General features: G+C 73.4%; 23 protein-coding genes. 11 read left to right on the top strand and 12 right to left on the bottom strand.

All coding sequences use genetic code 11. The annotated features are described in order from the left end of the window. A partial coding sequence (locus ACFOWE_RS17895) for a lamin tail domain-containing protein (RefSeq protein WP_377289096.1) occupies positions 1-591 on the bottom strand: 591 nt, incomplete at its 3' end. A gap of 232 nt (positions 592-823) precedes the next feature. On the opposite strand from ACFOWE_RS17895, the gene ACFOWE_RS17890 reads away from it, so the two are divergent. Next, positions 824-1,504 carry a permease prefix domain 1-containing protein gene (locus ACFOWE_RS17890; RefSeq protein ID WP_377289094.1) on the top strand — a complete coding sequence of 227 codons (681 nt, stop codon included), beginning with the start codon at positions 824-826 and terminating at the stop codon, positions 1,502-1,504. 99 nt (positions 1,505-1,603) lie between these two features. Here ACFOWE_RS17890 and ACFOWE_RS17885 read toward each other — a convergent pair whose 3' ends face one another. Beyond that, positions 1,604-1,933 (bottom strand): PadR family transcriptional regulator, encoded by a 330-nt coding sequence (locus ACFOWE_RS17885; protein ID WP_377289092.1) that lies wholly within the window; start codon positions 1,931-1,933, stop codon positions 1,604-1,606. A 96-nt stretch (positions 1,934-2,029) separates the two neighbouring features. Between ACFOWE_RS17885 and ACFOWE_RS17880 the strand changes: the two genes are divergently transcribed. The 4 genes from ACFOWE_RS17880 (at position 2,030) to ACFOWE_RS17865 (ending at position 7,717) form a co-directional block, all read left to right on the top strand. Continuing rightward, complete coding sequence (locus ACFOWE_RS17880; RefSeq protein ID WP_377289090.1) at positions 2,030-3,211, top strand: cytochrome ubiquinol oxidase subunit I; 1,182 nt, start codon at positions 2,030-2,032, stop codon at positions 3,209-3,211. 84 nt (positions 3,212-3,295) lie between these two features. Next, a complete protein-coding gene (locus ACFOWE_RS17875) occupies positions 3,296-4,156 on the top strand; it encodes a cytochrome d ubiquinol oxidase subunit II (protein ID WP_377289088.1) in 861 nt (286 codons plus the stop codon). Between the two features lie 7 nt (positions 4,157-4,163). Further along, positions 4,164-5,933, top strand: a complete 1,770-nt coding sequence (cydD, locus tag ACFOWE_RS17870) for a thiol reductant ABC exporter subunit CydD (RefSeq protein WP_377289086.1) — start codon at positions 4,164-4,166, stop codon at positions 5,931-5,933. Next, entirely contained in the window at positions 5,930-7,717 is a 1,788-nt protein-coding gene (locus ACFOWE_RS17865) for an amino acid ABC transporter ATP-binding/permease protein (RefSeq protein WP_377289084.1), read from the top strand. The genes cydD and ACFOWE_RS17865 overlap by 4 nt, the downstream gene beginning before the upstream one ends. Before the next feature lie 78 nt (positions 7,718-7,795). On the opposite strand, the gene ACFOWE_RS17860 is transcribed toward ACFOWE_RS17865, so the two are convergent. Beyond that, complete coding sequence (locus ACFOWE_RS17860) at positions 7,796-8,431, bottom strand: hemerythrin domain-containing protein (RefSeq protein ID WP_377289082.1); 636 nt, start codon at positions 8,429-8,431, stop codon at positions 7,796-7,798. A gap of 157 nt (positions 8,432-8,588) precedes the next feature. Here ACFOWE_RS17860 and ACFOWE_RS17855 point away from each other — a divergent pair, with 157 nt between their 5' ends. The 4 genes from ACFOWE_RS17855 (at position 8,589) to ACFOWE_RS17840 (ending at position 11,447) form a co-directional block, all read left to right on the top strand. Then, positions 8,589-9,215, top strand: a complete 627-nt coding sequence (locus ACFOWE_RS17855; RefSeq protein ID WP_377289080.1) for a hypothetical protein — start codon at positions 8,589-8,591, stop codon at positions 9,213-9,215. Then, entirely contained in the window at positions 9,212-9,532 is a 321-nt protein-coding gene (locus ACFOWE_RS17850; RefSeq protein ID WP_377289078.1) for a transcriptional regulator, read from the top strand. The genes ACFOWE_RS17855 and ACFOWE_RS17850 overlap by 4 nt, the downstream gene beginning before the upstream one ends. A gap of 104 nt (positions 9,533-9,636) precedes the next feature. Next, complete coding sequence (locus tag ACFOWE_RS17845) at positions 9,637-10,569, top strand: ABC transporter ATP-binding protein (RefSeq protein ID WP_377289076.1); 933 nt, start codon at positions 9,637-9,639, stop codon at positions 10,567-10,569. Positions 10,570-10,709: 140 nt separating this feature from the next. Then, positions 10,710-11,447, top strand: coding sequence for an ABC transporter permease (locus tag ACFOWE_RS17840; protein ID WP_377289074.1), 738 nt, complete (start codon positions 10,710-10,712; stop codon positions 11,445-11,447). 253 nt (positions 11,448-11,700) lie between these two features. Here ACFOWE_RS17840 and ACFOWE_RS17835 read toward each other — a convergent pair whose 3' ends face one another. The 4 genes from ACFOWE_RS17835 to ACFOWE_RS17820 form a co-directional block, all read right to left on the bottom strand. Next, positions 11,701-13,149, bottom strand: coding sequence for a S1C family serine protease (locus tag ACFOWE_RS17835; RefSeq protein WP_377289072.1), 1,449 nt, complete (start codon positions 13,147-13,149; stop codon positions 11,701-11,703). Positions 13,150-13,335: 186 nt separating this feature from the next. Further along, positions 13,336-14,871, bottom strand: coding sequence for an acyl-CoA synthetase (locus tag ACFOWE_RS17830; RefSeq protein ID WP_377289070.1), 1,536 nt, complete (start codon positions 14,869-14,871; stop codon positions 13,336-13,338). A 164-nt stretch (positions 14,872-15,035) separates the two neighbouring features. Continuing rightward, the gene (locus ACFOWE_RS17825; protein WP_377289069.1) at positions 15,036-15,776 is read right to left on the bottom strand and encodes an ABC transporter permease; all 741 of its coding nucleotides are present in this window, start codon (positions 15,774-15,776) and stop codon (positions 15,036-15,038) included. Beyond that, entirely contained in the window at positions 15,769-16,650 is an 882-nt protein-coding gene (locus ACFOWE_RS17820) for an ABC transporter ATP-binding protein (protein ID WP_377289067.1), read from the bottom strand. The genes ACFOWE_RS17825 and ACFOWE_RS17820 overlap by 8 nt, the downstream gene beginning before the upstream one ends. Before the next feature lie 168 nt (positions 16,651-16,818). On the opposite strand from ACFOWE_RS17820, the gene ACFOWE_RS17815 reads away from it, so the two are divergent. Together ACFOWE_RS17815 and ACFOWE_RS17810 are read left to right on the top strand one after the other, a co-directional pair. Then, entirely contained in the window at positions 16,819-17,949 is a 1,131-nt protein-coding gene (locus ACFOWE_RS17815; protein ID WP_377289065.1) for a sensor histidine kinase, read from the top strand. After that, the gene (locus ACFOWE_RS17810; protein ID WP_377289063.1) at positions 17,937-18,590 is read left to right on the top strand and encodes a response regulator; all 654 of its coding nucleotides are present in this window, start codon (positions 17,937-17,939) and stop codon (positions 18,588-18,590) included. The genes ACFOWE_RS17815 and ACFOWE_RS17810 overlap by 13 nt, the downstream gene beginning before the upstream one ends. 102 nt (positions 18,591-18,692) lie before the next feature. Here ACFOWE_RS17810 and ACFOWE_RS17805 read toward each other — a convergent pair whose 3' ends face one another. The 5 genes from ACFOWE_RS17805 to ACFOWE_RS17785 form a co-directional block, all read right to left on the bottom strand. Beyond that, positions 18,693-19,295 (bottom strand): hypothetical protein, encoded by a 603-nt coding sequence (locus tag ACFOWE_RS17805; RefSeq protein ID WP_377289061.1) that lies wholly within the window; start codon positions 19,293-19,295, stop codon positions 18,693-18,695. 175 nt (positions 19,296-19,470) lie between these two features. Beyond that, positions 19,471-20,331 (bottom strand): MetQ/NlpA family ABC transporter substrate-binding protein, encoded by an 861-nt coding sequence (locus tag ACFOWE_RS17800; protein ID WP_377289059.1) that lies wholly within the window; start codon positions 20,329-20,331, stop codon positions 19,471-19,473. A 79-nt stretch (positions 20,332-20,410) separates the two neighbouring features. Next, positions 20,411-21,067 (bottom strand): methionine ABC transporter permease, encoded by a 657-nt coding sequence (locus tag ACFOWE_RS17795; protein ID WP_377289057.1) that lies wholly within the window; start codon positions 21,065-21,067, stop codon positions 20,411-20,413. Next, entirely contained in the window at positions 21,064-22,026 is a 963-nt protein-coding gene (locus ACFOWE_RS17790) for a methionine ABC transporter ATP-binding protein (protein ID WP_377289055.1), read from the bottom strand. The genes ACFOWE_RS17795 and ACFOWE_RS17790 overlap by 4 nt, the downstream gene beginning before the upstream one ends. A 366-nt stretch (positions 22,027-22,392) precedes the next feature. Next, a complete protein-coding gene (locus ACFOWE_RS17785) occupies positions 22,393-23,598 on the bottom strand; it encodes a cytochrome P450 (RefSeq protein ID WP_377289053.1) in 1,206 nt (401 codons plus the stop codon). Between the last annotated feature and the right edge of the window lie 265 nt (positions 23,599-23,863).

The raw sequence follows: 23,863 nt of genomic DNA, 5'->3' as shown, positions 1-23,863 counted from the left end.
GGCGTCGGTGTCGGCGCAGCCGTGGTTCTTGCGGAACCCTGCCGTGGCGGTCGACAGAGTCGGGGCGGCCTTGCCCTCGGAGTAGTCGGCGGTGCCGTAGCCGACGAGGTCGGCGATGAGCGCCGTCTGCTCGGCGGTGCAGGGCGCCGAGCCGCCGTTGCAGGCCAGGCCCTCGGCCGTGCGGGCCAGGGCGACCTTGCCCGAGCTGCCGCTCATGTTGATCGTGCCGGTGCTGTCGGGGGCGGGCAGCGCGGCGCCGTTCGCGCCTCCGGCGAGCTGGACCAGGTGGTACTGGCCGGGGGCGAGCGTCCCGGCCAGGGCCACCTTGTTGGAGCCGAAGGGGCCGGTGCCGGTGGCGCTGGTGTACTGGACGGACCAGCCGTCCAGGGTGACGGGCGCCGAGCTCCGGTTGAACAGCTCGACGAAGTCGCTGGCGTAGGGAGCGCCGCTGTTGCCGCCGCCGCCGTAGACCTGGCTGATGACGACGGTGCCCGGCGCGGCGAGGGCCGGGGAGGGGGTGAGAGCCGCGACGCCCGCGGCGGTGACGCCGAGGGTCGCGAGGGCGGCGATCGCCCTGGATAGAGCACGCATGAGCAGGAGCGTAGAGGTCTTTTGCTCCCCTAACGTCCACTTATAGGTGGATGGTTGGTGAATTCGCAAAATGTTGGCAGATCGTGTCTATGCGTCCCCGGCAACACTGGCTCCCCTTGGTCTGGATCCCGGGGAGGCGTCAGGGTCCTCCCCGATGCGCGACGCCCTCCGCGGGGGGCACCATGGACGGTGGAGACCCCGTAGGGGGCGTCTCGCGACCGGGGAGAGGGCAGTGGGCGCCGGAGTCATCGACGACTATGTCGCAGGGCTCGGCCGCGCCCTGCGGGGACCGCGGGGACCCAGGCTCGACCTGGTCACCGAGGCGCGGGACAGCCTGCTCGACGCCGCCGAGGCCCTGGAGGGCGGCGGGCTGGAGCGGGCGGAGGCCGAGCGGAGGGCGGTCGAGGAGTTCGGCGCCCTCGACGAGATCGTCCCGGGCTACCAGGAGGAGCTGACGGCCTGCGCGGGCCGCAGGCTGGCCGTTCTGCTCTTCCTCGCGGTGCCGTTCACCGCGGTCATGTGGACTCTGATGTGGCGGCTGTTCCCGGCGGCCCCGGTCTCCGCCCCGGACTGGCCCGGCTGGTTCGCGCCGGTGGCCCGCGCCGTGGACCTCCTGCAGATCGCCATCGGCGCACTCGGCGCGCTCGCGCTGTTCGCGCTCGGCCGGGGCCGGCGCCGGATCCGGCGGCCGCACCTGGTCGCCCGGGCGCTGGCGCTGACCGTATGGGGCCTGTTCCCGGTCATGGTCGTGCTGTGCGGGGCGCTGATGTACGGCTCGAGCGATTCGGCCGGCCTCTCCGGCCATCCGCCGGGCCTGGTGGCCTCGGCGGTGAGCTACACGCTGTGGGGGCTGCAGCTCTACTGCGCGGGCCGCTGCCTCGCTCTCACCCGGCGGCGGTCCGTGCCGGCCTGACCGCCGGGGCCGGGCGCCCCGCCGGACCGCTCCGGCAGGGCGGCCGTCGCGCCACGGGGCCGGACTCGCCGCGGGGCCGGACTCGCCGCGGGGCCGGACTCACTCCGCTCCGCGCGGCTCCAGGACGCTGCCGATGACCCCGGCGAACCTCCGCCAGGCCGAGCGCTCGCCCGCCAGGGCCGTACGGCCGGCCGAGGTCAGGCGGTAGGTGCGGCGGCGGCGCCCGCCCACCTCGGCCCACTCGCTGGACAGGTGTCCCGCCTGCTCCAGCCTGCGCAGCGCCGGATAGACCGTGCCGGTGGGCACGTTGAGCGCGCCGCCGCTGCGTGCCTGCAGCGCCTCGATGATCGCGTATCCGTGCAGGGGCTCGTGCTCCAGCACGGAGAGCAGCAGGGCGTCCATGTGCCCCCGGAGCGCGTCGGTGTTCACGTCCCCCACCCTACCTCTCGCATAGACAGCCTACATGTAGGCGTTCTACATGTAGAGTGCCTATAGGTAGACAGGCATAACAACGGAGAGGGCGCCATGGACGTACTCGACCTGGCCCGGGCGCAGTTCGCGGTGACGGGAAGCCTCCACTTCCTGTTCGTCGTGCTGACGCTGGGCCTGGCCCCCCTCGTCGCGGTCACGCAGACGCTGGGGGTGCTCAGGAACGACCCGCTCCTGCTGCGGATGACCCGCTTCTGGGGGCAGGTCTATGTGATCAACTACGCCCTCGGCATCGTCACCGGACTGGTGATGGAGTTCCAGTTCGGCCTGAGCTGGAGCGGGCTGTCGCACTACGCCGGGGACGTCTTCGGGGCGCCGCTGGCGATCGAGACGCTCGTCGCCTTCTTCCTGGAGTCCACGTTCCTCGGCCTGTGGATCTTCGGCTGGCACCGGCTGCCCCGATGGCTCCACCTGGCGTGCATCTGGGCCGTGGTGCTCACCGCCTACGCCTCGGCCTTCTGGATCATGGTGGCGAACTCCTTCCTGCAGAACCCGGCCGGGGCCGTGGAGCGGGGCGGCAGGCTCGTGGTCGAGGACTTCGGGGCGCTGCTGACCAACCCCATGCTCACCATGGCCCTGCCGCACGTGATCGGCGCGGGGCTCTGGGCCGGCGGTTCCGTGCTCATGGGCGCCGGCGCCTACCGGCTGTTCCGCCGGACCGCCGAGCGGGAGTTCTTCACCCGCTCCCTGCGCCTGGGCGTGGTCGTGGCGACCGCCGGCTCCCTGCTCACGGTCGGTTTCGGCTACGCGCAGTTCTCCCCGGTCGCACAGTTCCAGCCGGACAAGTTCGGCGGCGCGGCGCTGGCCGGGGCCGGGCTCGGCTTCATGATCCTGATCGGGCAGCTGCTCCAGCTCGTCCTGCTGTTCGTGCTGCTGCCCACGATCGCCTGGCTGCCGCGCTGGCGGTGGGCGCACCCGCTGCTGATGGCGATCACCCCGCTGCCCTTCCTCGCCGCGATGCTCGGCTGGCTCGCCCGCGAGGTCGGCCGCCAGCCCTGGGCTGTGTACGGCAGGCTCACCGTCGCCGACGCGCTGTCACCGGGACTCACCCCGGCGATGATCATCACGTCCTTCACGGCCTTCACCGGCGTGCTGGGGGTGCTCGCGGTCGTCGACTACCTGCTCATCGCCCACATCGTGCGCCGCGGTCCCGCCGCCGCGACCCTGGGCGCCGCCCCGCTCCCGGAGCCCGGGCACGCCGCCGCGCTGAGCCTGTAGATCCATGCCCGCAGACCCCATGCCCGCAGACCCCATGCCCGCAGACCCCATGCCCGCAGATCCCATGGAAGGAGAGGAACCCCGATGGACGTCCTCTGGTCCGCCCTCTTCGCCGTCCTGCTGATCGGCTACTTCGCCCTCGAGGGCGCGAACATCGGCCTCGGCATGCTGCTGCCCGTCCTCGGCCGGACCCGGCACGGCCGGGACCGGCTCGTCGCGGCCATGGCGCCGTTCGTCCTGGCCGGCGAGGTGTGGCTGGTGGCCGTGGCCGGCGTGCTCTTCGGCGTGTACCCGCGGGCCGAGGGCGAGGTGCTGTTCGCCCTCTACCCGCTGGTGGTCGGCCTGCTGGTCTCCTGGATCCTGCGGGACGCCGGGCTCTGGTTCCGGCGCAGGCTGGACGGGCCCGCCTGGCGCGCCGGCTGGGACCGGATCATCTGCCTGGGCTCGTGGGGCCTGGCCCTGACCTGGGGAGCGGCCCTGACCGCACTGGCCGGCGGGCTCGCGCTCACCCCGTCGGCGGTCCTGGGCGCGGCCGCGCTCGCGGCGCTGCTCGCCTTCCACGGCCGCGCCTTCGCCGCCTGGCTGCTCCCCGGCGGAGCGGCGGCCCCGGGTACGGGCCCCGCCGGGGTGCCGTCGACCGGGGCGGGCGTCCACCCGCCGGGCAGAGCGGCGGGCACGGCGGCGGGAGGCACGGAGACCGGGCGGGGTGCCGGCGGCCGGGGCGCGGCGCTGGTGGTCTCGGCCTGCACGGCGGCCGCGCCCGCGGCCGTGCTGCTGGCCGGGGCGGCGCCGTGGCTCCTGGAGCACACCGCACCGGCGGATACGCTGAATGTGCTCAGTCTCATGATCCTGCCCTTCGCACCGGTCATGGTGGGTGCGCAAGTATGGACGTGGCGCACGTTCGGCCCCCGGCGTGCGACCGGCCGATCCCCCTCGTTCTTCTAGGGCTCACATGCACAAGGATCTCCTGCGGCTGATACGGAGCGAGCGAGCCGTCCGCCGCCATCTGGCCCTCTGCCTGGCCGCCGCGATCCTTGCGGGGCTGCTCGTCCTCCTCCAGGCCGAGCTGCTCGCCGGAGTGCTCTCGGGCCGGCTGGCGACCTCCGCGCTGTGGACGCTGGTGCTGGTGGTCGCGGCCCGGGGACTGCTCAGCCTCGTGCAGGGCGTCGCCGCCGGGCGCACGACCACGGCGGTCAAGTCGGTCCTGCGCCACCGGCTGCTGGCCCGGCTGCGGAAGATCGGGCCTGCCCGGGCGGCCTCCCACCGCTCCGGTGAGCTGGTGACGCTGACCGGGCGCGGCCTGGACGCCCTCGACCCCTACCTGAACGGCTACCTCCCGGCGGTCGCGGTGGGGGCCGTCGTCCCGGTCGCCGTGCTCGCCCGGCTGACCTTCGCCGACCTGTCCAGCGCGGTGATCGTGCTCGTCACCCTCCCGCTCATCCCGGTCTTCGGCGCGCTGGTCGGCATGCACACCAAGGCGGTCACCGAGCGTCAGTGGCGGGCCCTGTCCCGGCTCGGCGGGCACTTCCTCGACGTGGTCCGCGGCCTGCCCACGCTCCGCGCCTTCGGCCGGGCCCGCTACCAGGCCGAGGTGATCGCGCACGTCACCGAGGCCCACCGGAGCGCCACGATGCGCACGCTCCGGGTGGCGTTCCTGTCGTCGATGGTGCTGGAGCTGGCCGCCTCCCTCTCCCTCGCGCTGGTCGCCGTCCCGGTGGGCCTGCGGCTGATGGGCGGGACACTGGACCTGCCGACCGCGCTGCTGGTGCTGCTGCTGGCCCCCGAGGCCTACATGCCGCTGCGGAACATGGGCACCAGGTTCCACGCCGCGATGGAGGGGGTGGCCGCGGCCGACGACGCCTTCGCCGTACTCGACGGGGAGGCCGCCGCGCCCCGGCCCGCCGCCGGCGGTGCGGCCCCCGGCGCTCCCGGCGCGGGCGCCGCGGCCGCCGCGGCCGCTCCCCGCACGGACGTCGCGCCCTCCCCCGGCACGGACGCCGCGGCCGCTCCCGGCGCGCCGGAGATCCGGCTGGAGAACGTCACCGTGCGCTATCCGGGCCGCGAGGACGCGGCGCTTCAGGACGTGTCGCTGGTCATCGCGCCGGGCGAGCGGGTGGCGCTGGTCGGCGAGAGCGGCGCGGGCAAGAGCACCCTGCTCCACCTGCTGCTCGGCTTCGTCGCCCCGCAGAGCGGACGGGTGCTGGTCGACGGGGTGGAGCTCGGCGGTGCGGGCGCCGGCGCGGCGTGGGAGGCCTGGCGCGGACGGCTGGCGTTCGTGCCGCAGCGCCCCCACCTGTTCGCCGCCTCGGTGGCCGACAACGTCCGGCTCGGCTCCCCCGGCGCGGGTCTCGACCAGGTCAGGACCGCGGCGCGGGCCGCGCACGCGGACGCCTTCGTGACCGAGCTCCCGGACGGCTACGACACGGTGCTCGGCGAGCGCGGGGTGAACCTCTCGGCCGGGCAGCGCCAGCGGATCGCGCTGGCCCGCGCCTTCTGCCGCCCCGCGGCGGACGTGCTGCTGCTGGACGAGCCGACGGCGCGGCTCGACGGGCGGAGCGAGGCCGCGATCGTGGCCGCCACCCGTGATCTGGCCGAGGGCCGGACCGCGGTGATCGTGGCCCACCGGCCCGCGATGATCGAGCTGGCCGACCGGGTGATCCGGATGGGCGACGGCCGGATCGTCTCCGACAGCGGCGCCGTGACGTCAGGAGGTGTGCGGTGAAGCGGGAGAGCGGGCGGATCGTCCTGGCGGCGCTGGCCGGGATCGCGGCGGAGCTGGCCGGGCTGGCGCTCATCGGCACCGCGGCGTGGCTGATCACCAGGGCGGCCGAGCAGCCGCCGATGGCGGCGCTGACGGTGGCGATCGTCGGGGTGCGCGCGTTCGCCACGAGCAAGGGCGTGCTCCGCTACGCCGAGCGCCTGACCGGGCACGACGTCGCGCTCCGGGCGCAGGCGACGACCCGGCGGCGGCTCTACCGGGCCCTCATCCCGGCGGGCCCGCCGGGCCAGAAGGGCGCCGACCTGCTCAGCCGGATGGTCGACGACACCGACGCGGTCCAGGACCTGCTGGTCCGGGGCGTGCTCCCGGCGATCGCGGCCCTGGTGACCGGGCTCGCCGCGGTCGTGCTCGGCCTGTTCCTGCTCCCCGCGGCGGCGCTGGTTCTGCTGGCCGGTCTGCTGGTGGCGGGCCTGGTGCTCCCGGCCGGGGTGACCGCGCTGACCCGGCGCCGGGCGGCGCGGCTCGCCCCGGCCCGTGCCGAGCTGGCCGCCCGGGTGGCCGACCTGCTGCACGGGGCGGCCGACCTGGCCGCCTACGGGGCGGGTGACCGGGCCCTGGCCGCCGCCGGCGAGGCGGACGCCCGGCTGGCCGCGCTGGAGCGGGCGCAGTCCCGCACCGGAGCCCTGGCCACCTGTCTGGGCGTGCTCGCCCAGGGGCTGACCACGGCGGCCGTGGTGCTGGTCGCGCAGGGTGCGGGCGCCGGCTCGGTGGCCACCGCCGTGCTCGCGCTGACCTCCCTGGTCTCCTTCGAGCCCATCCTGCCGATGATCGGCGCGGCCGAGCGGATGACCGGCGTCTCCGCGGCCCTGCGGCGGCTGCGCGAGGTCCGCGCGACCCCGCCCGCCGTCGCCGAGCCCGCCCGGCCGGCGGCCGTGCCCACCGGCCCGCTCACGGTCGAGGTCCAGGACCTGGTCGTACGGCACACGGCGGACCGCGCCCCCGCGCTGAACGGTGTCAGCCTGCGGCTCACCCCGGGGAGGCGGGTCGCGATCGTCGGCCCCAGCGGCGCCGGGAAGAGCACCCTGCTGTCGGCGCTGATGCGCCTGGTGGAGCCCGAGTCCGGCACGATCCGGGTCTCGGGACCGGGCCCGGACGGCGGCTCCGGGGCCGGGGCCGGGGCGGACGTGTCCGGGAACGGGACCGGTCCGGGCCGCGGCTCCGGGGAGGGGGCCGCCGGCGGCGGCCGGGGCGTCGACCTGCGCGACCTGCCCTCGGACGAGGCCCGGCGGATCATGACGGGGCTCACCCAGGACCCGTACGTGTTCCAGGCCTCCTTCCGGGACAACCTCAGGCTGGCCGGGCCGGAGGCCGGCGAGGAGGAGCTGGCGGAGGCCGTACGGCGGGCCCGGCTGGAGCGGTGGGTGGAGCGGACCGGCTGGGACACCGTGCTCGGCGAGGACGGGCGGACCGTCTCCGGCGGGCAGTTGCAGCGGCTCGCCCTGGCCCGGGCTCTGCTGAACGACCCGCCGGTGCTGCTGCTGGACGAGCCGGCGGAGGCGCTGGACGAGGAGACCGCCGACGCGCTCATGGCCGATCTGCTGGACGCCACCAGGGGCCGCACGACGCTGCTGGTCACGCACCGGCTCCACGGCCTGGAGGAGGTGGACGAGATCGTCGTCCTGGAGAACGGCTCGGTCGTCCAGCGGGGCACCCATCGGGAGCTGGTGGAGATCCCCGGTTACTACCGCGACCTGTGGCGGTCGGAGGCGCTGGTCTCCCGGCGGTGACTCCCGCCGGGCCGGGGCTCCGGTCCCCGGCCCGGCGGCAAGGCGGCGGGGCGGCGGCCGTTCCGCCGCCGGAGGACGCTAGGACCTGCCGCCCTTCTGCAGGGCCTCGGCGAGCTCCTCCTTGGTCATCGACGAACGTCCCGGGAGGTCGGCCTCCTGGGCGCGCCGGTAGAGCTCCTCCTTGCTCAGGTCCTCCATGTCCGCGTCACCGGCACGCCGGCCGCTCCCGGGGGACGCGCCCGGAGCGGAGGAGCGCCTTCCGCCCGCCGGGAGACCCTGCTGGATCTCCACCGCCTTGCGCGCGCTGAAGGCCCGGCCGAGCTCCTGCAGCCGCTGCGCGGGGACGGCCTCCGCCAGCGCGGGCAGGATCTCGCTCTCCTCCTCCTCGACGTGGTGGGTGACGGCCCGGACGAACTCGTCCAGCGTCGTGTCGAACTCCGCCGCGCCGGGGTCGGCGTCCAGCAGCCGGAGCAGCAGCCGCTCCGCCTCGTGGTGCTCCTCCGCGCCGTGGTGGACCTCTCCGCGCTCGCTCGGCATCGCCTTGACGATCTCCGGGTAGACCAGCTCCTCCTCTCCCCGGGAGTGCGCGACGAACTTGGCGGCCAGCTCCGCGACCAGCGCGGGGCGGTTCTCCGGCTCCTTCCTGAGCCGGTCGAACAGCGATTCCACGTCGCGGTGGTCCGCGATGATCATTTCGATGACGTTGAGCGTCATGGTGCCCCCTTCCGTGCGTGCGCCCCCGGTACCCGTCAGAAGGACCTCTACACGCCCGGATCCGCCGGGCCCGGGGTTGAGTTGGCGGCGCAGTGTGGTTTACAGTTCAAACCACGAGTTTGAAACGCAAACTGCTTTGGGTCCTCAAGGAGGCGCCGTGGACGAGGACGAGGTGGAACTGAGCCCCCAGGAGACCCTCCGGCTGATCGAGCAGCAGAGTTCGGTGGCCCTGGACCAGTTCGTCCCCGACCCGGTCCCGCACTACCTGGCCTGGGGCGCCGCCTGGCTGGTCGGCTTCGGAGCGATCTTCCTGCGGCAGGGGCTGTCCGGCACGCCGTACGTCGAGATCCCGCAGGCCGTCACGATGGCCCTGCTGTTCGGGCTGATGGCGATGGCGATGCTGGTCAGCGCGCTGACCATGTGGCAACTGCGCAGCCCGGTGCGGGGCGCCTCCCAGCAGCGCGGCATGCTGTACGGCCTCGCCTGGCCCTTCGCCTTTCTGGCCGTGTGGGTGGTCGCCCTCCGGCTCGGCCCGTTCCTGCCCGAGGCGGAGCAGGGCCTGCTCTGGGCGGCCCTGTCGATGCTGGTGGTCTCCATCCTCTACATGGCGGGCGGGGCCATCTGGCTGGTGCGCCCGATGTTCGTCTTCGGCGCGGCGCTCGCGGTGCTCAACGCGGTCGGCGCCGCCGCGGGGCCCGGCTGGCACTCGCTCCTGATGGCGGTGGGCGGCGGAGGCGGGTCCATCGCCGCCGGGCTGGTGATGCGCTGGAAGGGCCCGCGGTGACCCCCGAGCTCGACCCGGTGATCCACGCCCAGGCCCGGCTCCGGGTGGTCGTCACGCTCAACGCCCTGGCCGAAGGCGACCAGATCACCTTCCCCGGGCTGAAGGACCTGCTCGGGATGACCGCCGGCAACCTCTCCGTGCACCTCGGCAAACTCGAGGAGGCGGGATACGTGGAGATCACCAAGACGCACCGGGGCCGCACCCCGGTCACCTACGTCGCCCTGACCCGCCGGGGCCGCCTCGCCTTCGAGGAGTACAACGCGGCGATCCGCGCACTGCTGGACATGACCACCGCGCCGCCCTCCGGCGACGCCTGACCCCGTGCGAGACACCGGGACGTCCTAGACGTCCGCGAGACGAAGGGCCGGAGATGACGGAACCGACGACGGAGACGAGAGATCCGCGAGAGGAAAGGCCTGTGATGACGGGACCGACGACGGAGACGAGGCCGGGACGGGCCGGGGAAGCGGGCGCGGAGCCCCTGGCGCGCGCGGTGGAGGTCACCCGCCGCTACGGGGACGTGGTGGCGCTGGACCGCGTCTCCCTGGACGTCCGCCCGGGCGAGCTGGTCGGCCTGCTCGGTCCCAACGGGGCGGGCAAGTCCACGCTGATCAACCTGTTCTCCGGACTGCGCAGGCCCACCTCCGGCCGGGTGGAGCTGCTCGGCGGCTCCCCCGCCGACCCGGTACGGCGGCGCGGCATCGGCGTGACCCCCCAGGAGACCGGCCTGCCGGCCACGCTCCGGGTCGGCGAGATCGTGGACTTCGCCGCCGCCCACTACCCCCGGAGCCTCGAGCGCGGGGCGCTGCTGGAGCGGTTCGGCCTGTCCGGGATGGAGCGGCGCCAGGTCGGCGGCCTGTCCGGCGGGCAGCGGCGGCGGCTCGCGGTGGCGCTGGCGTTCGCCGGCGACCCCAGGCTGGTCTTCCTCGACGAGCCCACCACGGGGCTGGACGTCGAGGCGCGCCGGTCGCTGTGGGACGCCGTCCGGGAGTTCCACGCCGACGGCGGCACCGTGGTGCTGACCAGCCACTATCTGGAGGAGATCGAGGCACTGGCCCAGCGGGTCGTGGTCATCGGGCAGGGCCGGATCCTGGCCGACGGCACCACCGACCAGGTCCGGGGCATCGCCGGCGTCCGCCACGTCACCCTGGTCTGCGACGACCTGCCCGAGCTGCCGGGCGTGCTGCGCACCGAGCGGGCGGACGGCCTGACCCGCCTGCTCACCTCCGACGCCGACGCCCTGGTGCGCGCGCTGGTCCGCGCCGACGTCCCCTTCTCCGGGCTGGAGATCCGCCCCACCTCCCTGGAGGAGGCCTTCCTGACCATCACCTCCGGCGGCTCGCGGGCCGCCTGAGCACGACGGGCCGCCTCCGGCCCACGGCCACCACCGTGCGACTCCGGGCCGCTCCGGGCCGCTCCGCGCCACCGCCGGCCCGCCCGGTCCGCCGGGTCTCCCCCGGCCGATCCCTCCCCCCGACCTCGAGAAGAGGACCCATGTCGCTCCTGCTCACCCATACCCGGTACCAGTTCATGGAGACCGTCCGGGTACCGATCTCGGTGATCGGCAACGGATTCTTCCCCGCCGCCTCGATGTTGTTCTTCGTGGTCCCGTTCACCGGGGACGACCCCGCGGCGGCGACGCTGGCCACCGCGTCGATGATGACCTTCGCGGTGATGACCAGCGGCCTGTTCACCCACGGCACGGGCGTCTCGAACGACCGCGAGCAGCCCTGGGACCCCTACGTCCGCACCCTGCCCGCCGGCCCCTGGCCGCGGCTCGGCGGGCGGATCCTCAACGCGCTGCTCTTCACCCTCATCGGGGTGCTGCCGGTGCTCGTCATCTCCGCGCTGTTCACCGAGGCCACCGCGACCCCGGCCCAGCTCGCGCTCGGCCTGGGCGCCCTGGTGGCGGCCTCGGTCCCGTTCCAGCTGCTCGGGCTCTTCATCGGGTACGCGCTGCCGTTCAAGGGCGCGCTCGCGGTCGTGCAGCTGATCTTCCTTCCGCTGGCGGTGGGCGGCGGCCTGATGACGAACCCGGTGCAGGCGCCGGCCTTCATCGACGCGATCGCGCCGTACCTGCCCACCCGGGGCGCGGTCGAGCTGGTCTGGGCGGCCGCCGGCTACGGCCCTCCCCGCACGCTGGCGCTGGTCATGCTCGCCGTCTGGACCGTGGCCGCCGGGGCGCTGGCGGTCTGGGCCTACCGCCGGGACGAGGGCCGGCGCTTCGCCTGACCCGGCCCGCCGCGGCGGGCCTCGGCGCTCCGCCCGGACCGCCCCCGGCACGGCCGGCGCTCCCCCCGCCCCTCCTCTGCCCGTCCTCCCCGGCCAGGGCGCCGGCCGCCCGGAAGCGCACGAACCCGCCCGCGGGCCTCCTCCCCTGAGAAGAGGCCCGCGGGCGGGTTCGCCGTTCGGCGGCCTGCCGGATGGATCCAGGATGATCCGTGGCGACTCCGGCGGCGGCCGCCGGGTCACCGGGCGGTCGCGGTCACTCGCCGGTCTTCTCGACCAGGGTCGCGGTGGCGATCGCGCCGCGGCCGTCGCGGAGGTAGGCGATGGTCACCTTGTCGCCCGGCTTGAGGCCGCGCACCACGCCGACCACGGTGTTGCCGTCCTCGACCAGGGTGTCGTTGATCTTGGTGATCACGTCGCCCTCCCGCAGGCCCGCCTGGGCCGCCGGGCTCCCCTCGGTGACCTGGCTGACCAGCGCGCCCTCCGTGTCGCCGGTGGCGTCGGTGAGGACCACGCCCAGGAAGGCGTGGACGGCCTTGCCGCTCTTGATGAGCTGGTCGGCGACCTGCCGGGCGGTGTTGATCGGGATGGCGAAGCCGACGCCGATGTTGCCCTCGCCGCCGTTGGTTGCGATGGCCGTGTTGATGCCGATCACCTGTCCGGCGGCGTTGACGAGCGCGCCGCCGGAGTTGCCGGGGTTGATCGCCGCGTCCGTCTGGATGGCCCCGCCGATGGTGGCGCTCGCCGCGGCGCCCTGCCGCTGCCTCTGGTCCCCCCAGCCGGGCGGCAGCTGCTGCCGGTCCTGCCCGCCGCCGACGGTCACCGTGCGGTCGAGGGCGCTGACGATGCCCGCGCTGACCGAGCCGGACAGGCCGAGCGGGCTGCCGATGGCCAGGACGGAGTCGCCCACCTTGATCTGGTCGCTGTCGCCGAGCGAGGCGGCGGTGAGGCCGGAGACGTTCTCCGCCCGGATGACCGCGATGTCGGTGGCCGGGTCGGTGCCGACGATCGTGGCCGTGGCGGTCTTGCCGTCGCTGAACTTGACGGTCACCTTGCCGCCCTGGCCCGCGGACTCCACCACGTGGTTGTTGGTGAGGATCAGGCCGTCGGCGGACAGGACCACGCCCGAGCCGCTCCCCCCGCCGTCGCCGGTCGCGATCTCGATCGAGACCACCGAGGGCTGGACGGCCGCGGCGACGTCGGCGACCGTGGTCGTGCCGCCGGCCGCGTCGACCACCGGGGCGGAGGCTGCGGCGGGCCGGGGGCCCTCGTCGAAGGCGTTGGCGGTGAAGGCCCCCACCACTCCACCGCCCACGGCCATGGCGGCCAGGGCGAGACCGGCGCCCGCCTTCTGCAGCGCGCTCAACCGGCCCCGCTGGGCGGGCACCGCGGGCGGCGCGGGCGGCGGCACCGGCGGTACGGCGGGCGCCCCGGGCGGCGTGCTCCCGGGCGTGCCGTACGGCCCGGCCGGCGTGCCGAGCGGCTGCGCCCCGACGGGCGGCGCGGGCGGCGCGGCGAAGGCGCCGGGAGCGGCGGCCGGGCCGCCGGGGAACTCGCCGGCGCGGGGCGGCACCGCGCCGAACTGGCTCCAGCCCCCGCTCCCGGGCTCCGCACCGCCCGGCGCCCCACCGCCGGAGGCCGTGCTGCCGGACGCCGCCTCGATCGGGGTGGTGTCCCGCTCGTTCTTCTCGTCCATCTCGTTCATCCCCCATGTGGCTACGTCCCTCCGTGGACACCACGGCGACGACCGGTTTCCCCCGGTGCACCCAATCCTGAACGGAGGGGCGTAAGGCCTAATTAAGGGTGAGAACAGGATGATCCGCACCCCCTGACAACGGCTTTATCCGCCGTGGTCAGAGGGTGCGGCACCGTCTTCAGAAGAGAGGAGAAATCATGACTTAGCAGGCCAGTACTCATCGCGGAGGAGCCGCTTGTAGAGCTTGCCCGTGGGGTGCCGGGGGAGCTCCTGGCGGAAGTCGATCGACTTCGGGCACTTGTACGCCGCGAGCTTGGAGCGGCAGTAGGCGATCAGCTCGGCCTCCAGCCCCGGTCCGGCCAGCTCCATGGAGACCGGCTCGACGACGGCCTTGACCTGCTCGCCCATCTCCTCGTCCGGCACCCCGAAGACCGCCACGTCGGCCACCTTGGGGTGGATCGCGAGCACGTTCTCGGCCTCCTGGGGATAGATGTTCACCCCACCCGAGATGATCATGTAGGAGCGGCGGTCGGTGAGGTAGAGGAAGCCCTCCTCGTCCACGTAGCCGATGTCGCCGAGGGTCGTCCAGCCCCGGCCCTGCGGATCCCGGGAGGCCCGCGTCTTGTCCTCGTCACCGTGGTAGACGAAGGTCGGTCCCTTGTCGAAGTAGACCGTGCCGTGCTCGCCCGGCGGCAGTTCCTCGCCGTCCTCGTCGCAGATGTGCACCACGCCGAGGAGCGGGCGGCCCACGGTGCCCTTGTGCGCCAGCCAGTCCTGCGGGCCGGCGTAGAGGAAGCCGTTGCCCTCGGTCCCCGCGTAGTACTCGTGGACGATCGGCCCCCACCAGTCGATCATCTGCTCCTTGACCGGGATCGGGCAGGGCGCGGCGGCGTGGATCGCGCAGGCCAGCGACGACAGGTCGTACTTCGCCCGGGTCTCCTCGGGGAGCTTGAGCATCTTGATGAACATGGTCGGCACCCACTGGGAGTGCGTGACGCGGTACCTCTCGATGAGGGCGAGCGCCTGCTCGGGGTCGAAGCGCTCCATCACCACGATGGTCGCGCCCAGGCGCTGGAAGCTCATGCAGTAGCGCAGGGGGGCCGCGTGGTAGAGCGGCGCCGGGGAGAGGTAGACGCTCTCCGGCGCAGGCGCGAACAGGAACTGGATCAGCTGGAGCAGCGGTCCGGGCTCATCGAGAGGGGTCGCCGGCAGGGCCGGCTTGACGCCCTTGGGACGGCCGGTGGTGCCGGAGGAGTAGAGCATGTCCGCGCCCTGGCGCTCGTCCTCGACGGGCGTGGCCGGATGGGCGGCGACCGCCTCCTCGTAGGAGACGAAGCCCGGGGCGGTGCCGTCCAGCATGAGCCTGGTCTCGACCCGGGGGGTGGCCTCGGTGATCGAGGTGGCGACGTCGGCGAGGGCGGCGGAGGAGATGAAGACCCTGGCCCCGCAGTTGTCCACGATGTAGGCCAGCTCGTCGGCGGTCAGCCTGGAGCTGATCGCGGTGTAGTAGAGGCCCGAGCGGTGCGCCGCCCAGGCCACCGCCAGGAAGAGCGGGTGGTTCTCCAGCATGAAGGCGATGTGGTCGCCGGGGCGCAGGCCCGCGGCGCGGAACAGGTGGGCGAGGCGGTTGGACTCCTCGTCCAGCTCGCGGTAGGTGACGATCCTCCCGGAGCCCGCCATGATCACAGCGGGCTTGTCGGGCGAAACTGCTGCGATGGCTCCCGGATGCATAACCGAACGCTACTCGGGTTGATGATCCGCCGGAAGTAGTCACTTACCGGATATCTCTGCCCGTCCTCGGCCGCGGCCGGAGTCCGCCGGCGGTGACGCCGGCGGCACGGGCGGGGAGGGCCGCGGCGGCGTGTCCGGAGACCGTTCGCCCCGGCTCCGGCGGATCAGGAGAAACGCCTGCCCTCGTCGCGGCGGTAGGCCCATGCGGCGGCAACCGCCATGGCACCGGTCCAGACGGCCAGCATGACCAGCGGCACCGCGTCCGGACGGACGCCCGCGATCGCCCACCAGATCAGCTCGGCCGCGCCCCTGGTCGGCACGTACGGCGAGACGGCCTGCACCGGCTCCGGCAGGACCTGCGGCGGCAGCAGCAGCCCTCCGAGGACGGCCATAGGGAAGAACAGCAGCTGCGAGACCGCCATCGCGGCCTTCGACACCAGCGTGAAGCCGATGAACAGCCCCATCAGCATGAACGGCACGACGCCCACGGCCAGCACGCCGAACCCCAGCAGCAGCCTGCCCGGCGTGATCGTCGCCTCCGTGAGCAGCGCCCCCATCACCAGGACGGGGACCACAGAGATCAGCACCACGGCGAGCGTCGACAGGATCCGCCCGGCGAAGCGCGGCAGCGGGCCCGCGGGCAGCGTGCGCAGGTACGGGTTCCACGGCAGCTCGCGGTCCTGGGAGACCGCCATGGCGAGCCCGGTCAGCGCGGACGACATGGCGCCGAAGAACACCAGCGAGCCCGTCGCCGTCGTCGCGGCAGCCGCGTCCCGGCCGGTGAACGGCACCACGAACGCCAGCATCGTGACGGCCGGGAAGAACGTGCTGGCCAGGATCCCGATCGGGACCCTGATCTGCTCGATCAGGAGGTAGCGGGTGTGGGCGAGGATCAGGCTAGGCATGGGCGGACTCCTTCGAGGTGAGGGCGAGGAACGCCTCCTCCAACGTGGCCGGCCTGATCTCCAGGCCGGAGAACGGCACCCCGCTGCGCACCAGCTCCACGACCAGCCGGTCGGGGTCGGTGACGAGCAGGTCGATCCGGCCGTCCGTGCGTTCGGCGCCGAGCACGCCCGGCAGCTCGGGCAGGTCCTCCGCGACGAGGGAGACACGTCGTGTGCCCACCATGCCGCGGACGGCCCGCATGCTGTCGTCGGCCAGCACGCGGCCCTGGCCGACCACCAGGACGCGCTCGGCCAGGGCCTCGATCTCCTCCAGGTAGTGGCTGGTCAGCACCACGGTGCCGCCCCCGTCGTGGAAGGCCCTGATGCCGTCCCACAGCGCCCGCCTGGCCTCGACGTCCAGCCCGGTCGTGGGCTCGTCGAGGAACACCAGCCGAGGCCGGCCCGCGAAGGCCAGCGCCACCGCCAGCCGCCTCCGCTGCCCGCCGGACAGGCCTCCGACCTGCCGTCTGATCAGGCCGGCAAGACCGAATCGGGCCAGCAGTTCGGCTGTGCCGAGGCGCTCGGGGAAGTGCGCGGAGACGAAGTCGGTGATCTCGCCGACGCGCAGGGACTCGGGCAGTCCGGTCTCCTGGGGCGTCACGCCGATGCCGCGCCGCATGGCCGGGTCCAGCGGCGAGCCGCCGAACAGCCGCACCGTGCCCGAGGTCGGTCGGCGCAGTCCCGCGAAGAGGTTGATGAGGGTGGACTTGCCCGCGCCGTTCGGGCCGAGCAGCCCGATCAGCTCACCCGCCCGGATGTCGAGCGAGACGTGGTCGAGCGCGAGCACGTCGCCGTAGCGGCGGGTGACCTCGATCGCCTGGGCGAGGATCGTCATGTCATGTCTCCTGTGTCGTCCCGCTGGCGTTGTCCATGCCTGTCAGCCTCGCCCGGCGGCCCGCTCCGCCGCATCGGGCGCGTGGTCGGGCCGTGTCCTCCCCCGGTGGGGTACGGGTCCGACTTTGGTAGGTGACGGATTCGCCGTACCGCCGATTAGCCTGGGCCGATGAGCCAGATCCGGCACCCGCACCCGCTCGCGGTGGCGGGCATGGTCCTCGGGATGGGAACGCTGACCACCGTGGCGCTGTGGGGCCAGGCCGGCCGGCCCACCTGGGGGCTGGACGTGGCGGTCGCGGCGGTGAGCCTGGTGGCCGCGCTCGCCCAGTTGTGGTGGCCGGTCCACGGGGCGCTGGCCGCCACCCTCCTCGCCGCGCTCTCCCCGGTGGCCACGCCGGCGGCGGCGACGGGGGCGCTGCAGGTGGCCCAGCGCAGGCGCCTGCCCGTCGCGGCCGCGGTGACCGCCGCGGGCATGGCGGCCCATCTGGTCCAGGGGCTGTGGCGGCCCAGCTCCGGCATCTCCCTGCCATGGTGGCTGCTGCTGATCTGCGCCGCCTACGGCGCGCTGCTCGGCTGGGGCGCGCTGGCCCGCTCCCGCCGCGCCCTGCTCGCCTCCCTGCGCGAACGCGCCCACCGCGCCGAGACCGAACAGGGCAGGCGGATCGCCGAGGCCCGCATGGCCGAACGCCGCCGGCTCGCCAGGGAGATGCACGATGTGCTGGCCCACCGCCTGTCCCTGGTGGCCACCCACGCCGGAGCCCTGGAATACCGCCCGGACGCCTCACCGGACCGGATCACCGCGGCCGCCGGGGTGGTCCGCGCCGGTGTCCACCAGGCGCTGGAGGAACTGCGCCAGGTGATCGGCCTGCTCCGCGAGCAGGAGGACGGACTGGACGAGCTCACACCCCGGCCGGACCTGGCCGATCTCTCCGGCCTGATCGCCGACGCACGGCAGGCGGGCCAGCCGGTACGGCTGCGTGAAGAGGTCACCGACATCGCCGCCCTGCCCCCGGCCGCGTCCCGGACCGCCTACCGGGTCGTGCAGGAGGGGCTCACCAACGCCCGCAAACACGCCCCCGGCCAGCCGGTCGACGTGCTGGTGCACGGCGCGCCCGGCATGTCCTTGCTGATCGACATCCGCAACCCGCCGCCCCCGGCGGAGGCCGCCCCTCTCGTGCCCGGCAGCGGGCTGGGCCTGGTCGGGCTCACCGAGCGGGTACGGCTGGCCGGGGGGCGGCTGGACCACCACGGCACCGACGCGGAGTTCCGGCTTCAGGCCCGGTTACCATGGCCGGCGTGATCCGCGTGCTGCTGGTCGATGACGACGCCCTGGTCCGCGCCGGACTGTCCATGATGCTCGACGGCACCGCCGGCATCACCGTCGTCGCCGAGGCGGCCGACGGCCAGGAGGCCATCACCGCCACCGACGCCCACGCCCCCGACGTCGTCCTGATGGACCTGCGCATGCCCCGCGTGGACGGCATCACCGCCACCCGCCGGCTGCGCGCCCGCGCCCGGCCGCCCGAGGTGGTCGTACTGACCACCTTCGACACCGACGAGAACGTCCTGCACGCGCTCCGCGCAGGCGCCGCCGGGTTCCTGCTCAAGGACACCTCGCCGCCGCGGATCGTGGAAGCGATCATCCGGGTCGCCGCGGGAGACCCGATCCTGTCCCCGCGCATCACCCGGCGGTTGATGGAGCGCACGGTCGCCCAGGCCGGCGCCTACGAGCGCGCCCGCGCCGCACTGGCCGTCCTCACCCCGCGGGAACACGAGGTGGTCCTGGCGATCGCCCAGGGCAGGACGAACGCCGACATCGCCGCCGATCTCGCCATGGGCGTCACGACCGTGAAAGCCCACGTCTCCAGCATCCTGACCAAGCTCGGTCTGGACAACCGCACCCAGGTCGCCCTTCTCGCCCACGACGCAGGCCTCACCTGACCGGCCGCCCGAGCCCGTGGGAGACGCAAAAAGGGGCCGCGGCCTCCTGCGGGGAGGCCGCGGCCCGTTCACCGGATGTCACCGGACGGTGCCGCCACACGGTCAGGCGTGGCTGTAGATCTCGTGCCAGGGCGCGTAGCCCTTGGGCCCGTAGTGGCTGCCGCGGCTCACCTTGACGTAGATCGCCTTGGCGTTCTCACCGCTGAAGGAGTCGTACTCCGTGCCCTTGCCGCAGTTCTTGACGCTCCGGAAGTCGACCGAGCCGTCGAAGTCCACGATCTTGAAGGTCGCCCACGCGCAGCGGTTCTTCGGGTTGCCCCACCACTTGTAGTTGGTGAGCTTGCTGTCGACGGTGTGGTGATAGGTGTGCACCCACCCGCCGACCCACTTCTTCTCCCAGGTCTTGACCCAGGCGCACTTCTTCTCGCCGTTCTTCCACCAGCACTTCTTGACGACCTTCGGGTACTTCTTCCAGTACCCCTTCTTCTCCGACTTCTTGTGGACCACGACCTTGCCGGAGGCCTTGGACTTGCCGTTGCCGGAGAAGTAGGGGCCCCAGTGGTCGAAGGAGTACGGGGCTCCGGCCGTGGTGGCGGTGGCGGCGGTGACCGGCGCGGCGGTCGAGGCGTTCGCGGCGACCGGGGCGCCCACCGCGAGGAGGGTGGCCGCGCCGGCGCCGACGAGGACACGAGTGGCGATTCGCATCTGAGGGGTCCTCTCGGGAATGAGGATTTTTCTGACGCTCCCGTTGTAGGCCCCGGCGATTGCCGCGCGCTTACAGGTGGCTTAAAGGGCGAGGTCGCACCGGGAATTTCGATAAGCGGGATTTCCCGATCTTGCAGAATTCCCGGAAAGGATCACCGGTGCGGCCCGCCGCCGCTCAGCCCGCGTTCGCGGGAGTGACGGAACCGCTGTAGGTGCGCTCGATGAACTGCTTCACCTCGGCCCCGGACAGGAGCTCGGCGAGCTTGGCCACGCGCGGGTCCTGCTCCTGGCCCGCCTTCACGACCAGCCCGTTGGCGTAGGGGTTGCCCTCGGCCTTCTCCAGCACCAGGGCGTCGGAGGCCGGCTTGAGGTCGGCCTCGAGCGCGTAGTTGCCGTTGATGACGGCGGCGTCCACGTCCTCCAGGGAGCGGGGCAGCTGCGCGGCCTCCAGCGGCTGGAAGGTCAGGTTCTTCGGGTTGCCGGTGACGTCCCGCTCGGTGGCGGCGGTGCCGACGCCCTCCTTGAGGGTGATGACGCCGTTGTCGGCCAGCAGCTTCAGCGCCCGGCCCAGGTTGGTGGCGTCGTTGGGCACCGCGACGGTCCCGCCGGCGGGCAGTTCGGTGACGGCCTTGACCTTCTTGGAGTACAGGCCCAGCGGCTCCAGGTGCACGTCCTGCACGTAGACCAGCTTGGTGCCCTTGGAGGCGTTGAAGTCGTCGAGGTACGGCCGGTGCTGGAAGAAGTTCGCGCCGAGCTCGCCCTCCTCGAGCTGCACGTTCGGCTGCACGTAGTCGGTGAACTCGACGATCTCCAGGTTCAGGCCCTCGGCGGCGGCCAGCTCGTCCTTGACGAACTTCAGGATCTGCCCGTGCGGGACCGGGGTGGCGCCGACCTTGAGCACCTCGCTCGCGGCGGGCACGGCGGTCGTGTCCCCGGCGGTGCCTGACTCGGTCGAGCCGCAGGCCGCCAGCGAGACGACGAGGGCGGTGGCGGCGGACGCGATGGCGAACAACCTGCGCACTGTGCGCTCCTTCATTTCTGGGTAAAAATCCTATTTATGGATAGGAAGACCTGGGATTCCGCTCGTGGCGGCGACATCCCAGGGCGTCTGCGGATCAGCGGCGGGCGAGACGGCGGGCGACGGCGTCGCCCAGCATCTGCACGAGCTGCACGATGACGACCAGCGCGACGACGGTGACCACCATGAGCGTGGTCTCGAAGCGGTGGTAGCCGTAGCGGATGGCCAGGTCCCCGAGGCCGCCGCCGCCGATCGCCCCGGCCATGGCCGAGTAGGAGATCAGCGCGACCACGGTGACGGTCAGCCCCGCCACCAGGCCGGGCATCGCCTCGGGGAGCAGGACCTTGCCGACGATGGTCCACCGGCCGGCGCCCATGGCCTGGGCTGCCTGGACCGTCCCCCGGTCGACCTCGCGCAGCGCCGTCTCCACCAGCCGGGCGAAGAACGGCGCCGCGCCGAGGGTGAGCGGGACGACGGTGGCGGCGGTGCCGATGGTGGTGCCCACGATGAGCCGGGTCAGCGGGATCACCACGATCATCAGGACGATGAAGGGCAGCGACCGGCCGACGTTGACCACCAGGCCGAGCACCCGGTTCAGCACCCGGGCGGGCAGCAGCCCGCCGGTGTCGGTGACGACCAGCGCGACGCCGAGCGGCAGCCCGAACAGCACGGTGAACAGCGTGGAGAGCGCGACCATCTGGGCGGTCTGCCCGGTGGCCTCCCAGAGCAGGGAGCCCATCTCCTCCCAGGTCATGCGGCCACCTCCACCAGCAGGCCACGCTCGGACAGGTAGCCGAGGGCGGCGTCGCGCTCTCCGCCGTCCAGGCGCACCCGGAGCCGTCCGGCGGAGATCCCGGCGACCTCCTCCACGGCGCCGCCGAGGATGTTCACGTCGACGTCGAACTTCCGCACGATCTCCGAGACCACCGGCTCGTCGGCGTGCCCGGTGAAGGTGATCGTGACGCTCCCGGGCTCGGGCTCGGGGAGCGGGAACAGCTCCGCGGTGAGCCGGGAGCCGGGACGCGCGATCAGCTCGGGGATGGTCCCCGCCTCCTCGATGCGGCCGTCGCTCATGACGGCCACCGAGTCGCAGATCCCCTTGACGACGTGCATCTCGTGGGTGATCAGCAGGATGGTCAGGCCCAGCTCGCGGTTGAGGCTCCTCAGCAGGCCCAGGATCGACTGGGTGGTGGACGGGTCGAGGGCCGAGGTGGCCTCGTCCGAGAGCAGCACCGCGGGCTCGCCCGCCAGCGCGCGGGCGATGCCGACCCGCTGCTTCTGCCCGCCGGACAGCTGCGCCGGGTGCGCCCCGGCCTTGTCCGCCAGCCCGACCAGCTCCAGCAGCTCGGCGACCCGCCGGGACCGCTCGGCCCGGCCGACGCCCATCACTTCGAGGGGAAAGGCCACGTTCCCGGCGACCGTGCGGGAGGACAGCAGCGCGAAGTGCTGGTGGATCATCCCGATCCGCCGGCGGGCCCGGCGCAGCTCGGCCTCCCCCAGCGCGGTCAGCTCCTGCCCGGCCACCCGGACCGTCCCCGAGGTGGGGCGCTCCAGGAGGTTCACGCAGCGCAGCAGCGTGCTCTTGCCGGCTCCGCTGCGCCCGAGCACGCCGTAGATCTCGCCCTCGCGGACGCGGAGGTCCACGCCCGCGAGCGCGGCGACCTCGCGTTTCCGGTCCCGGTAGACCTTGCGCAGGCCCGAAACCTCGATCACAACACTTCTCCCCGACCCGGACGGCCGCCTGCGGCCGTCACCGAAAATGAACTCCAGGCGCGGGTACGGCTAGCGCGTGCCGGGGTGGAAGGGCAGGTGGCTCAGGCGGCGCAGGACGAGGGTGTCCGCGGGGCAGCTCATGGTCGGCAGGGCCTTCTTCGACAGAGGGGAACGGGCGGGGGCGCGGGTCTCAGCGCGTGCGGGGCGTCCCGGGCATCCGGCGCATCCGGCACGTCCGGCGCATTCGCCTGCCACGACAGGCGGCCCGGCCCTGCTGCGGGGTCGCCTCGGTGTCGTGTGCCTCGTTCACGTCGGCGCTAACGCACCCCCGCGTCTCCTCATTCCCTGCGACCGGTGTGATGCCGGTCACCCCTTCAGGCGGACGGGCATCTCCTTGATGGAGTTGACGAAGTTGGAGCGCAGGCGCCGGGCCGTACCAGCCGGGGCGATGCCGGGGGCGCGCTCGGCCAGGACCTCGAAGAGCACCCGCACCTCCATGCGGGCCAGGTGGGCGCCGAGGCAGAAGTGCGGGCCGCCGCCGCCGAAGCCGACGTGCGGGTTGGGGTCGCGCCCGATGTCGAAGACGTCCCCGTCCGGGAAGACCGCGGTGTCGCGGTTGCCCGACGGGTAGTAGAGCACGACCTTGTCCCCGGCCGGGATCCTCCTGCCGCCGAGCTCGGTCTCGGCGAGCGTGGTGCGGCGCATGGTGATCACGGGCGAGACCCAGCGGACGACCTCGTCGGGGAGCGTGCGCAGCAGCGACCGGTCCGCCAGCAGCCGCTCCCACTGCTCCGGGTGGTCGAAGAACGCCTGCAGCCCGCCGGAGGCGGCGTTGCGGGTCGTCTCGTTGCCCGCGACCGCCAGCAGCACCACGAACACGCCGAGGGCGAGGTCGTCCATGCTGGAGCCGTCCTCGGCGGGGGCGACGAGCTTGCTGACGATGTCGTCACGCGGTTCGGCGCGACGTTGGGCGCCGAGCACGACGGCGTAGTTGATCAGCTCGAAGATCAGCTCGGTGTCCTGGGTGGCGAAGTCGGGGTCGTCGTTGCCGACCAGCGCGTTCGACCAGGTGAAGATCTTCTCGCGGTCCTCGGCGGGGGCGCCGAGCAGCTCGCAGATCACGTACAGCGGGAGCGGGGCCGCGATGTCGGCGACGAAGTCCACCTCGCCCCGGGCGAGCGCGGCGTCGACGAGCTCGTGGCAGATCTCGCGGATGTGCTCCTCCAGCTTGCCGATCATGCGGGGGGTGAAGCCCCGGTTGACGACGGCGCGCGTGGTGGTGTGCTCGGGCGGGTCCTGGAAGAGCATCATGAGCCGGTTCCGGGAGAGCTGCTCCTCGGTCGGGTCGGGGACCATCACGCCGCCCGCGGCGGAGGAGAAGATCTCCGGGTGGCGGGAGGCGTACTGGATGTCGGCGTGGCGCGTCACCGCCCAGAAACCGGGGCCGCCGGGCTCGTCGTGCCAGTGGACGGGGTCGTTCGCGCGGAGCCGGGCGTACCGGTCCCAGGGCATGCCGGCCTCGTACAGCGAAGGGTCGTAGATGTCGGTCTCGGGGCTCGTCTCAGGGCTCATGGAAGGCTCTCCGCTCGGTTCACGTCCGCCGGCTGAGATTCTTCCAACTCCCCGGCCCCGATGGGGATCTCCACGACAAATCGTGATCTTCTTCGTGGCCCCGTACACCCCTGTGCGGCCCGTGCGGGACGCCCCTGTGCGGCCCGCGCGGCCCGCACGGCCGCCGCCCGTCTCCCCCTCCCGGCGGCGCCAGAGACGGCGACGGCCCGCGCTCCCCTCTCGGAGAGCGCGGGCCGTCCGGCACGGGCCGGTGCGGGCGGGCCGT

Source organism: Planomonospora corallina (assembly GCF_042650625.1).
Taxonomy (GTDB): domain Bacteria; phylum Actinomycetota; class Actinomycetes; order Streptosporangiales; family Streptosporangiaceae; genus Planomonospora_B; species Planomonospora_B corallina.
The sequence above is the reverse complement of the archived record's forward strand: the minus strand, read 5'-3'. Positions and strand labels throughout refer to the sequence as shown.

Excerpts from the sequence above, each read along its gene's own strand:
- ACFOWE_RS17880 (WP_377289090.1), top strand. The coding sequence starts at position 2,030 with ATGGACGTACTCGACCTGGCCCGGGCGCAGTTCGCGGTGACGGGAAGC.
- ACFOWE_RS17875 (WP_377289088.1), top strand. The coding sequence starts at position 3,296 with ATGGACGTCCTCTGGTCCGCCCTCTTCGCCGTCCTGCTGATCGGCTAC.
- cydD (WP_377289086.1), top strand. The coding sequence starts at position 4,164 with ATGCACAAGGATCTCCTGCGGCTGATACGGAGCGAGCGAGCCGTCCGC.
- ACFOWE_RS17860 (WP_377289082.1), bottom strand. The coding sequence starts at position 8,431 with ATGACGCTCAACGTCATCGAAATGATCATCGCGGACCACCGCGACGTG.
- ACFOWE_RS17845 (WP_377289076.1), top strand. The coding sequence starts at position 9,637 with ATGACGGGACCGACGACGGAGACGAGGCCGGGACGGGCCGGGGAAGCG.
- ACFOWE_RS17840 (WP_377289074.1), top strand. The coding sequence starts at position 10,710 with ATGTCGCTCCTGCTCACCCATACCCGGTACCAGTTCATGGAGACCGTC.
- ACFOWE_RS17835 (WP_377289072.1), bottom strand. The coding sequence starts at position 13,149 with ATGAACGAGATGGACGAGAAGAACGAGCGGGACACCACCCCGATCGAG.
- ACFOWE_RS17830 (WP_377289070.1), bottom strand. The coding sequence starts at position 14,871 with ATGCATCCGGGAGCCATCGCAGCAGTTTCGCCCGACAAGCCCGCTGTG.
- ACFOWE_RS17825 (WP_377289069.1), bottom strand. The coding sequence starts at position 15,776 with ATGCCTAGCCTGATCCTCGCCCACACCCGCTACCTCCTGATCGAGCAG.
- ACFOWE_RS17820 (WP_377289067.1), bottom strand. The coding sequence starts at position 16,650 with ATGACGATCCTCGCCCAGGCGATCGAGGTCACCCGCCGCTACGGCGAC.
- ACFOWE_RS17815 (WP_377289065.1), top strand. The coding sequence starts at position 16,819 with ATGAGCCAGATCCGGCACCCGCACCCGCTCGCGGTGGCGGGCATGGTC.
- ACFOWE_RS17810 (WP_377289063.1), top strand. The coding sequence starts at position 17,937 with ATGGCCGGCGTGATCCGCGTGCTGCTGGTCGATGACGACGCCCTGGTC.
- ACFOWE_RS17805 (WP_377289061.1), bottom strand. The coding sequence starts at position 19,295 with ATGCGAATCGCCACTCGTGTCCTCGTCGGCGCCGGCGCGGCCACCCTC.
- ACFOWE_RS17800 (WP_377289059.1), bottom strand. The coding sequence starts at position 20,331 with ATGAAGGAGCGCACAGTGCGCAGGTTGTTCGCCATCGCGTCCGCCGCC.
- ACFOWE_RS17795 (WP_377289057.1), bottom strand. The coding sequence starts at position 21,067 with ATGACCTGGGAGGAGATGGGCTCCCTGCTCTGGGAGGCCACCGGGCAG.
- ACFOWE_RS17785 (WP_377289053.1), bottom strand. The coding sequence starts at position 23,598 with ATGAGCCCTGAGACGAGCCCCGAGACCGACATCTACGACCCTTCGCTG.